Here is a 10,218-nt window from a genome sequence, read left to right on the forward strand (position 1 = left end):
TCAAATCTTGTTTTAAGCGCGCTATCTTGGTTTAGTGTGCGCGGTTCGTCAACTCACGATGTTGCAATTGCGCATTTTCACCCCTTTCTTGCAACCATAAACATAATTTACGCGCGACATAGACCGAACGATGTTGCCCCCCTGTACAGCCGATGGCAATCGTCAGATAACTTTTGCCTTCTGCGCTATAACGCGGCAACAAGGGATGGATCAAATTTTTTAAATTGATGAGAAAATCGGCAAATCCATCGTCTTTTTCGATATAGGCACCAACTTGATCATCTTGCCCGGTTAATGGGCGCAAGGCGACATCATAGAACGGGTTGCGCAAGAATCGTACATCAAAGACCAGATCAGCTTCGAGCGGGATGCCTTTTTTATAGGAAAATGACGTTACAAAAACGCTCAAGGGCTTTTTATCGCTCAGGGCATATTGGCCTTGCAAAATACGCTTACAATCTTTAATCGCCATTTCTGTCGTGTCAATCACCAGGTCGGCCCGTTCGCGTAAAGGGGCCAGAAGTTGCCGTTCGTGGCGAATACCATCGGCAACGGGGCGATCATCGGCTAAGGGGTGGCGATGGCGGGTTTCAACGTAGCGCCGCTCAATGACTGCATTGTCGCAATCTAAAAAAACAAGGGAGAGATCAAGCCCGTCTTGTGCTTTTAAAAGATCGAGTTCTTCCAGCAAGGGAGAAACACCAAAGCCGCGTGTACGGATATCCACCCCAATGGCAAGCGGGGCATCTTTGCCAACCAGCTGTCCAAGCAGGGATAAGGGCACACCGTCGATGGTTTCATAGCCCATATCTTCGAGAATTTTCAGGCTTGTTGTCATGCCTGCGCCGCTTAGGCCGGTGACAACCAGTACTTTTTGCATCATTCGATCCGTTCAATATGTCCCAGTGCGATGGCAAGCCCCAAGGAAGCTTTGGCAGCGGCACTTTGTTCAAAAGGATTGAGGCGAAGGTGGGCAAGCGCAACCCCTTCCAGTTCGATATGGGTAGGCGCGGGCATGCGTTCCAGTTCTTCCGGAGAACAGAGGTCGATTACCAATCGCAGGGGGGCGGATTCCAGACTTTGTAATTTCAGAATGCCCAGATGGCGCACTTCGAATAAATCTTTTATGGCTGGCGGGGCGAAGGCAATGACCTCGTTTCCCTTTTTGATCAATTCGACCCGGTCATCGCTGACGAGGCGGGCACCCTGTTCAATAAGACGTAAGGCAAGGTCGGATTTACCAGCACCGCTGGGACCACGCAGCAAGATGCCCTGTTCGTCAATGGCGATGGCGGTGGCGTGAATTTGGCTCATTTTGCAGGTAAGCTCACGCGAAAGCGTGCTCCTTTAATCTGTCCGTCTTCCATGCGGTTTTCGGCAATAATCGTACCGCCATGAGTTTCAACAATTTGTTTGGAAATGGCAAGACCCAGACCGGAATGATTACCGAAATCATCACTGTCCGGGCGTTCGGTATAAAACCGTTTGAAGATTTTTTCTTCATTACCGGGGGGGATGCCGGGACCTTGATCATCCACAATAATATCGATGGTATCTTTGTTTTTTTGCAGGCCCAAGGTAATGGTTCCACCCGCTGGGGAAAAGGTTAGAGCATTGCCGATCAGGTTTTGAAAAACCTGTACGAGCCGCCCGTCCATGCCTTCCACAATATAAGAGGTTTCCGTGTCGGCTTTTAAGACAAGGGCCGGTTCGGTTTGCGTGGTTTTATCTGTTTCGATTTGTGTCTGGCGAATATCGACCAAGGTGGAGAGCATGGCCTTCAGGTCAAGTTTTTCGGCTTTGGCGCGTGACATTTCCGCATCCACGCGGGAGGCTTCGGAAATATCGCTGATCAAACGATCCAGACGAGATACATCATGTTGAATAATATCCATCAGGCGTTTTTGGGCATCCGGGTTGTTGATATGGCTGACTGTTTCAACGGCGCTGCGCAAGGATGTCAGCGGATTTTTTAATTCATGCGAGACATCGGCGGCAAAGCTTTCAATCGCATCCATGCGTTGCCAGAGGGCCTGTGTCATTTGACGCAAGGCAGCGGACAAATCGCCGATTTCATCATTGCGATTGCTCAGGTCAGGGATTTCATCGCGCTGGTTCATCCCGGTGCGCAACTGGTGTGCGGCTTTTGAGAGTTTGCGCAAAGGTCGCGCGATTGTTCCGGCAAAATAAAGGGACAGTAAAATCGTGACCCCGAAGGACAATAAAAAGACCTTGAAGATATGCAGGCGAACATCAAACAAGGCCGCTTCGATATCTTCCGATCCTTTGGATAACATCAACGCGCCAAGGATATTGCCTTCGCGTGTTACTGGAACGGCAACGGAAATCATAATCCCACCGTCGACGGTTTCCCGGATCATGCCGCCATATTCACCGTCCAGTGCCATACCGGCTTCGGGAAAGTTTTTGGCACTTTGCATCGGCGGTTCGATATAAAGCGGCAGGTCCTGTTCTCCGAAAATGACGCGGGAACTGAATTCCTGTGCGAGACGCAATCCCTTTTCAATCAGGCTTTCGTTTTGATGGATGGGATTGTCTGCGCTGCGTAAAATCAATTCACCACTATCGGCCATCAATGACCCATCCAAGGCGAAAAGGCGTGCACGGGTGCCTTTTTGCACCAGTCGGGCGACCATTTGGCGCGCGACACTGAACACCAGTTGGTTATTGCGGTTGAGTTCACGTTGCTTGATCGAGGCCCCTTCGCCCAAGGCCGCAGCAAACATTTCACCTTGAATCTCAAGGCCGGAAACTTCGCTGAGGATCAAGGCGCGGCGATATTCACCCAGATAGAGAATACCGATGACCAAAATGCCAAGCGCAAGCATGTTGACGGCCAGAATGCGTAATGTAATCGGTGAAAAAACGCGTTTCGGGCGCTCAAAGCGGGCAAAAGGTTGCATGGTGGATTATTCCACGTTTTCGCGGTAACGGTAGCCAACCCCATATAGGGTTTCGATTTGGTTGAAATCATCATCGACCAGTTTAAACTTTTTACGCACGCGTTTAATGTGGCTGTCGATGGTGCGATCATCCACATAAATATGTTCGCCGTAGGCGGCATCAATGAGCTGGTCGCGGCTTTTGACGTGGCCGGGATGACGTGCAAGGGATTCCACAATTAAAAATTCGGTCACGGTCAAGTTGACATGTTCTTTTTTCCAGGCGCACAGATGGCGTCCTGCATCCAACAGTAGGGGACCGCGTTGCATGACATCTTTTTCATCCCGTTCCTTGCCGTTTTGCTGGCGTATGGCATCTTGGCGACGGATCAATACACGAATGCGTTCCAGTAACAGGCGTTGAGAAAAGGGTTTGCGGATGAAATCATCCGCCCCCATGCGCAGGCCGAGCAGTTCGTCTATTTCGTCATCTTTGGAAGTCAGGAAAATAACCGGAACGTGGCTTTCTTTACGCAATTGTCCCAACATCTCCATACCATCCATGCGCGGCATTTTGATGTCCAGAACCACAAGGTCGGGTGGATTATTGGTAATGCCGGCAAGACCTTCTTCGCCATCACGGTATGTTCTGACAGTATAGCCTTCAGCCTCCAATAAAATGGAAACAGAGGTGATGATATTGCGATCGTCATCTACAAGTGCGATTGTATGTGCCAAGGTTTTGTCTCAATCGGTTAGCATCGGAAATTTGAATGACTATATGGTCCTATGGCAGACAGGGTCAATGAAAAGAAAAGGGGAAAGCAAATGACCACAGGATTTGAAGCCCGCAAAATAGCCCGTTCTTGTCGAAGCGGGGCATTGGCGACATTAGATCGCAATGACCAATCGCCCTATGTTTCTTTTTGCGCAACCGCTTTTGATATCTATGGCCAACCATTGTTTTTATTGTCAGACTTGGCCGATCATACACAAAATATAAATGTTGAACGGCGTGTATCGTTTTTATGTGAGCAGGCCTCAATGCGCAGCAACCCGCAAAGCGGCCCCCGCGTGACATTGGCGGGAAGGGTGGAGAAGGTGTTACAGGATGATCTGGTTGCGCGATATCTGGAAATTCATCCATCGGCAAAAATGTATGCGGAATTCGGTGATTTTAACTTTTACAGACTGATTGTTGAAAAAGCGCATTTTGTAGGTGGGTTTGGTCAGGCAGAATGGTTGCAAGGGAAAGATTATCTGGGCGACTCGGCGGCTTTCTTGAATTTTTCCAAAGAACAAGAAGGCGTAATTTCGTACCTTAATACCGAATTCCCCCAACTTTCAGCGGTTTGCGCAACAAAATTACTCAAACAACCGGGGGAGGCTTGGCAACTGTTGCGTATAGACGGGGATGGAATGGACTTGAAACGGGCTTCGCGGATCATTCGTTATCCATTTGAAAAAGAAGTCAAAACAAGGGAAGAATTAAAGAAAGTTGTGCACGATATTTGTTCGTGAAACTTTTGTTGCAAAAAAAACGAAATAAAAATGCAATGAGGAGGTTGTCTCCCCGGCTTTCAGAGGTTATTCTCCGCCCGCTTTTTAGGCAGAAGTGCGCATCGCAATTGCATTCTACCTTTTGAGAGAAGGAAAGTGGTCGTTTCGCAGGGGATTGTTTTATCAAAGTCTTGTTGTGTTATGTTCGAATTTAACAAGATTTTTGTGAAAATTACCTCAATGAAGTGACTTTATGAAAAAACACGGCACCAAAGCTTGCAAACTATGACACCGGAGTTGTAAATGAGCCCGACCCAAACGAATATCGACCTGTCGAAGTACGGTATCGAGAACGTCCAAGAAGTAGTCTATAACCCTTCGTATGATCTTCTGTACGCAGAAGAAACCAAAGCCGGTCTGGAAGGCTTTGAAAAAGGCATCGTGACTGAGCTTGGCGCAGTTTCTGTTGATACGGGCATCTTTACCGGTCGCTCTCCCAAAGATAAATACTTTGTGAAAGACGACACATCTCGTGACACCGTTTGGTGGGCGGACCAAGGCAAGAACGACAACAAGGCAATCTCCGAAGAAGTTTGGGCAGACCTTAAAAATCTTGTGACCACACAATTGTCAGGCAAGCGCCTGTTTGTGGTCGATACATTTTGCGGTGCCAACGAAGATACTCGCTTGAAAGTACGCTTCATTACAGAGGTGGCTTGGCAGGCTCACTTCGTGAAAAACATGTTTATCCGTCCGTCCGATGAAGAACTCGTTGGATATGAGCCCGATTTTGTTGTGATGAACGGCGCAAAAACAACCAACCCGAACTGGGAAAAACAAGGTCTGAATTCTGAAAACTTTGTTGCTTTCAACCTGACGGAACAAATCCAGTTGATCGGCGGTACATGGTACGGCGGTGAAATGAAAAAAGGTATGTTCTCTATTATGAACTACCTGTTGCCGCTTAAAGGTATTGCCTCCATGCATTGTTCTGCCAACGTGGGTGCAGATGGCGATACGGCTGTTTTCTTCGGCCTGTCCGGTACGGGCAAGACAACTTTATCAGCGGATCCGAAACGTCAGTTGATCGGGGATGATGAACACGGTTGGGATGACAACGGTGTCTTCAACTTCGAAGGCGGCTGTTATGCCAAAACCATCAACCTGTCCCAAGAAAACGAACCTGATATCTACAATGCAATCCGTCGTGATGCCTTGCTGGAAAACGTTGCGGTAAGCGAAGATGGCAAAATCGATTTTGATGATGGTTCCAAAACAGAAAACACACGTGTTTCCTATCCGATTTATCACATTGAAAACATCGTTAAGCCGGTTTCCAAGGCGGGTCACGCGAAGAAAGTTATCTTCCTGACAGCCGATGCATTCGGCGTTCTGCCCCCGGTTTCCAAACTGACACCGGAACAGACACAATATTACTTCCTGTCCGGTTTCACCGCGAAACTGGCCGGTACCGAGCGTGGGATCACTGAACCGACACCAACGTTCTCGTCTTGCTTCGGTGCGGCGTTCCTGTCCTTGCACCCGACAACTTATGCCAAAGTTCTGGTCGAACGTATGAATGCTTCCGGTGCGGAAGCCTACCTTGTGAACACAGGCTGGAACGGCACAGGCAAACGTATTTCCATTAAGGATACACGTGCCATCATCGACGGCATTCTGGACGGTTCCATTGAAGATGCAGAATTCAAACAACTGCCGTTCTTCAATCTGGCTGTTCCGCAATCTCTGCCCAATTGTGATCCGAGCATTATGAACCCGCAAGACACATATGCTGATGTGGCTGAATGGGAAGAAAAAGCCAAGAAACTGGCTGCCATGTTTGTTGAAAACTTCGGTCGTTTCACCGACAACGAAGAAGGCAAGAACCTGGTTGCAGCGGGCCCTGCCCTGTAAAATACGGTTCAAAGTACCTGTATATTCAAAAACACCTCGTATCTATTTGATGCGGGGTGTTTTTTATACTTTTTCTTAAGAAACCAATTGCAAGGTTGGCGTGTCCGAGACACATTAAGGATGGAGAATTTGTTTGTTTAAGAGGACGTGATGCAAAACCGGGTGGTGACACTGGAAACAACAAAGGCATATCGGGACGCCTTTAATAATCGTGACCTTGCGGCGATTGCGGATCTTTTGGATGACCAAAATGTAATCTTTAGCCGACAGGAACAAAATACCATTGTCGGTAAGGAAAATGTCCTGCATCGGATCAAAACACTTTTTAAACGCACAGACGAACGCAATCGAAAGCTGGAATTAATCAGTGCAATTATTGATTTGGGCAACAGTAAAGCACGTCCCTGTCTTTTGTGTTTGATGAACGGCATTCCGGTCGCCGTCTGTGTGATCAGTTGCAAAATCAATGGCAAAATAAATGGGATTGCTGTTTTGCTGAATGGGGCGATTGTCTCAACGGCACGTCCAACGGAAAAGAAATATTCCGACAAAGGACAATTACCCGCAGAACCCAGCCGCAAAGCTGTCTTAGCCCTAACGAAAGCCTATATCAACGCGTTTAATCAACGCGACTTGAATGGTTTGTCCGATATGCTGGATGAAAGTCAGTCAGTTTTTACACGAACGGATCAGGAAGCCATCGTTGGACGAGATGCGATTTTAGAGCGGGTACGTGATTTATATCGTCGTCTGGACAGTTACGGGCAGGACTTAACGGTCGTAAACGGGATTATTGATCATAAAGAACGCAAAGCATGGCCCTGTTCCATCGGTGTTTTGGACGGCAGTATTATTTCAATCGCCATATTAAGCGCAACGCCGACTAATTGTATTTCGGAAATCAATGTGATCTTGACCCCGGCGATTGTGGAAAAAGCCCGCCCGACAGAACCTTTGCCGGAACCCAAAAAAGAACATCCCGATGCGGTGGTCTTGAAGGAGCGCGAAGCCTGGTTGTTGGAACGGGCCAAGAAAATCGAACGCATTATGAAACGGGACGGACGTTTACCGCATTTAATGACCAAGCAAATCCGGGTGGAACAGCAATTGGAAAAAATTGCCTTCCTTAAACGCAAGCTTGGCATAAAGACTTGATCAAACGTGTGTTTGGGATAAGTTTAGATTCGTTCTGAATTTATTCTTAAAAAAAGGTATAAAATGATGTTCTGTGTTGTCTCCCCTGCAAAAAAGCTGGATTTTGATACGCCGGTTTCCGGTCTATCTCATACGCAGCCCTATTTTCTGGAAGACACAGAAGAACTATCGCAAACAACACGTAAGCTGACACGAGCTGATTTATCACAACTGATGAAAATTAGCGAGGCACTGGCCGATTTAAACTATGCCCGTTTCCAAGGGTTCTCAACGCCGTTTACACCGGATAATGCCAAACAAGCTGCATTGGCGTTTAGTGGGGATACCTACGTTGGTTTGGATGCAAAAAGCTTGAATGAAGACGATTTCAAATTTGCCCAGAACCATTTCGGGATTTTGTCCGGCTTTTATGGTTTGTTGCGCCCGCTTGATTTGATCCAGCCTTATCGTCTTGAAATGGGAACTCGTCTTTCCAACCCACGCGGCAATAATTTATACGATTTCTGGGGCAGTCAGATTTCACAACGTTTGAATGATGTTTTGAAAGATCAATCGCAAAAGGTTTTGATCAATTGTGCTTCCAACGAATATTTCAAGGCTGTGGATAAGAAGGCACTGGATGCAGAAATTATCACACCTGTCTTTAAAGAGATCAAGCAAGGCGTGGCAAAAACCATTGGCCTTATGGCAAAACGGGCACGTGGTTCAATGGCGCGCTATATCATCCAAAACCGCCTTGAAGACCCCGAAGGTATTAAAAATTTCGATCTGGGCGGCTATGTCTATCGCGACGACCTTTCCAAAGGCAATGACTGGGTCTTTACAGCGGAACGCGATTGACGCCAAGACTTATTGAAAGGGAAGCTTGATTGTGTTCTGATATTTGCAACCATTATAATATGGAGGCATATATGGGACGGACGTTTCGAATTTTCTTCGCAATATTTCTTTTGGTTTTGGGGTTGGTTGCGCAGGCCCCAATTGCCCGTGCCGCAGATAGTCTGACGGTGGGGCTTTATCCGTGGGTGCCGCGCTTACAACAGTTTCAGGATGCGATTTCTACGCAATGGGCAAAGGTCCAACCCGATGTGAGCCTTCATTTTTTAACATCCGATGAATGGGACGGCGGCTATCATATGAACCCGCCGGCGAACGCTGATGTTTATGTGATGGATGCCATGTTCCTGAACTATTTCAACAGCATTGGCTCGGTTGATCTTTTGCAAGATGACGAAGTTCTCAACAAGCAGGATTTTTTTGAGTACGCCATTGATGGTGTGAAAAATCCGTCCGGTGGGTATTTGGCAGTCCCTATGCTGGGCTGTGCCAATGTGTTGTTTTACCATCAAGATGATAGCGCCGTTGCGAGCGCACAAACCATCAGTGCCTTAAAACAAACCTTAAAGACCTGTACCTTCACCAGCATGGTCCCGCCGGGACCACGCGGATTGATGATTGATATGCAAGGGGCCTCGACGGCGGCGTGCCGTTATATTGAATCCGAAGCCGGTATTCAGGGGGCTTGGCCGATTAGTCTGCCGGAAACCATTGATCCCACCGCGATGGGTTTTTTGCGTACCATGATGGATATGACCAGTTTCTATAATGCGACCAAGGCCGGGGACAATACCTATAATCGGGGCACATGGTATAGTGAAGGATATGGGCGCGTCTTTGTCGGATATACCGAGACATTTTCCGCCATGTCGGCACAGACACGGGCGACGACAAAAATTAAACCTTTTCCGGCCTCCGACAATGCCGATGCCCCGACCATGTTTTATTCCGACCTGATTGCGATTAACCCGACCAGTGCCAGTCGTGGCACGCGCGATTTGGCGGTTCAACTTGCCAATGTCATTGCGGATGCGCAAACCATTACGGCCAGTATTGGTCCCGGTGATGGCAAGGATTATCCGCAATACTTGATGCCGGTGCGTCCCAGTGTGTTTGATACGCTGTCAAAGACCTACCCGAAATATCAGGAAATGAAGGAAATGGTGGAAAACAGCAACGCGACCCTGTTTTCACTGGATAGCAATTCACGTGATTGGTTTGATGCCATGCAGGATAAAATTCTGGCCGGGGCGCGGGCCGATTATGCGTGCGGGTGCGATATCGAAGCAATTTATCCCATCCCGGACAATGCGCGTGCCGGGGCCATTTGCCCACAAACCTGCGCATCACATGGCGGCTGGAACGGTCAGTGGACCAACCAATATCCGGCGGCCCAAAATGGCTCCGTCTGTGGGTGTAACACCTGCCCACCGTCTGTCGAGCAAGAGAAGACACCCCGAGCCAATGATTGATAATTTAAATAGAGACATTTTATGCAGAAAATTCAGATATTGCCCTTGACGCTTAAATGGATCCCGGATCTGCGCGAACGCTTGTCCGGGATTGTCTCTTTAAAGCTTGCTATATTTTATCGAAAGCATGAATGCTGAATATCCCAAGGGGCTATGGCCATAGCCCCTTGGGAGCGGTTCAGGCGACCGTTGCGGGATTGGGCTGGAGTTGTGAATGCCCGTCGTCATCGGGGTCCCTGAGGCCGTTTTCCTTAAAACGCTTGAAGAGTTGTAGGGGCTTATACGCCCGAAGACAATCCAAAGCACAGGAAACGAAGGTCGTTTATCATGACCCATTCTTCCGATAAATCTCTTGTTATTCTTGGCTGCGATATTGCCAAAGAAACCATTGTTATCTGTAACCGAAGCACAGGCGAGTTCAAAACCATCGCCAATCG

9 protein-coding genes are annotated in these 10,218 nt (G+C 48.1%); 5 read left to right on the plus strand and 4 right to left on the minus strand.

Translation table 11 applies throughout. The annotated features are described in order from the left end of the window. Positions 1-31: 31 nt before the first annotated feature. The 4 genes from rapZ to IEW74_RS14790 are packed head-to-tail and all read right to left on the minus strand — an operon-like array spanning position 32 to position 3,641. Positions 32-883 (minus strand): RNase adapter RapZ, encoded by an 852-nt coding sequence (rapZ, locus tag IEW74_RS14775; protein ID WP_188666564.1) that lies wholly within the window; start codon positions 881-883, stop codon positions 32-34. Next, on the minus strand, positions 880-1,314 hold the full coding sequence (locus tag IEW74_RS14780; RefSeq protein ID WP_188666566.1) for an HPr kinase/phosphorylase: 435 nt from the start codon (positions 1,312-1,314) through the stop codon (positions 880-882). Before IEW74_RS14780 ends, rapZ begins: the two co-directional genes overlap by 4 nt. Continuing rightward, positions 1,311-2,924, minus strand: coding sequence for a sensor histidine kinase (locus IEW74_RS14785; protein ID WP_188666569.1), 1,614 nt, complete (start codon positions 2,922-2,924; stop codon positions 1,311-1,313). The genes IEW74_RS14780 and IEW74_RS14785 overlap by 4 nt, the downstream gene beginning before the upstream one ends. Positions 2,925-2,930: 6 nt before the next feature. Then, on the minus strand, positions 2,931-3,641 hold the full coding sequence (locus tag IEW74_RS14790; RefSeq protein ID WP_188666571.1) for a response regulator transcription factor: 711 nt from the start codon (positions 3,639-3,641) through the stop codon (positions 2,931-2,933). Positions 3,642-3,731: 90 nt separating this feature from the next. Between IEW74_RS14790 and IEW74_RS14795 the strand changes: the two genes are divergently transcribed. From IEW74_RS14795 to bcmE, 5 genes are all read left to right on the plus strand, one after another. Further along, on the plus strand, positions 3,732-4,424 hold the full coding sequence (locus tag IEW74_RS14795) for a HugZ family pyridoxamine 5'-phosphate oxidase (RefSeq protein WP_188666573.1): 693 nt from the start codon (positions 3,732-3,734) through the stop codon (positions 4,422-4,424). A gap of 282 nt (positions 4,425-4,706) precedes the next feature. Continuing rightward, positions 4,707-6,317, plus strand: coding sequence for a phosphoenolpyruvate carboxykinase (ATP) (pckA, locus tag IEW74_RS14800; RefSeq protein WP_188666575.1), 1,611 nt, complete (start codon positions 4,707-4,709; stop codon positions 6,315-6,317). Between the two features lie 150 nt (positions 6,318-6,467). Beyond that, positions 6,468-7,472 (plus strand): ketosteroid isomerase family protein, encoded by a 1,005-nt coding sequence (locus IEW74_RS14805; RefSeq protein ID WP_188666577.1) that lies wholly within the window; start codon positions 6,468-6,470, stop codon positions 7,470-7,472. 63 nt (positions 7,473-7,535) lie between these two features. Then, positions 7,536-8,312: a peroxide stress protein YaaA gene (yaaA, locus tag IEW74_RS14810; protein WP_229734381.1), complete on the plus strand. Its 777-nt coding sequence runs from the start codon at positions 7,536-7,538 to the stop codon at positions 8,310-8,312. A gap of 71 nt (positions 8,313-8,383) precedes the next feature. Then, on the plus strand, positions 8,384-9,781 hold the full coding sequence (bcmE, locus tag IEW74_RS14815) for a thiamine pyridinylase (protein WP_188666579.1): 1,398 nt from the start codon (positions 8,384-8,386) through the stop codon (positions 9,779-9,781). Positions 9,782-10,218 lie beyond the last annotated feature (437 nt).

Origin of the sequence: Terasakiella brassicae, assembly GCF_014641495.1 — a bacterium.
GTDB lineage: Bacteria > Pseudomonadota > Alphaproteobacteria > Rhodospirillales > Terasakiellaceae > Terasakiella > Terasakiella brassicae.

Excerpts from the sequence above, each read along its gene's own strand:
- rapZ (WP_188666564.1), bottom strand. The coding sequence starts at position 883 with ATGATGCAAAAAGTACTGGTTGTCACCGGCCTAAGCGGCGCAGGCATG.
- IEW74_RS14780 (WP_188666566.1), bottom strand. The coding sequence starts at position 1,314 with ATGAGCCAAATTCACGCCACCGCCATCGCCATTGACGAACAGGGCATC.
- IEW74_RS14785 (WP_188666569.1), bottom strand. The coding sequence starts at position 2,924 with ATGCAACCTTTTGCCCGCTTTGAGCGCCCGAAACGCGTTTTTTCACCG.
- IEW74_RS14795 (WP_188666573.1), top strand. The coding sequence starts at position 3,732 with ATGACCACAGGATTTGAAGCCCGCAAAATAGCCCGTTCTTGTCGAAGC.
- pckA (WP_188666575.1), top strand. The coding sequence starts at position 4,707 with ATGAGCCCGACCCAAACGAATATCGACCTGTCGAAGTACGGTATCGAG.
- IEW74_RS14805 (WP_188666577.1), top strand. The coding sequence starts at position 6,468 with ATGCAAAACCGGGTGGTGACACTGGAAACAACAAAGGCATATCGGGAC.
- yaaA (WP_229734381.1), top strand. The coding sequence starts at position 7,536 with ATGATGTTCTGTGTTGTCTCCCCTGCAAAAAAGCTGGATTTTGATACG.
- bcmE (WP_188666579.1), top strand. The coding sequence starts at position 8,384 with ATGGGACGGACGTTTCGAATTTTCTTCGCAATATTTCTTTTGGTTTTG.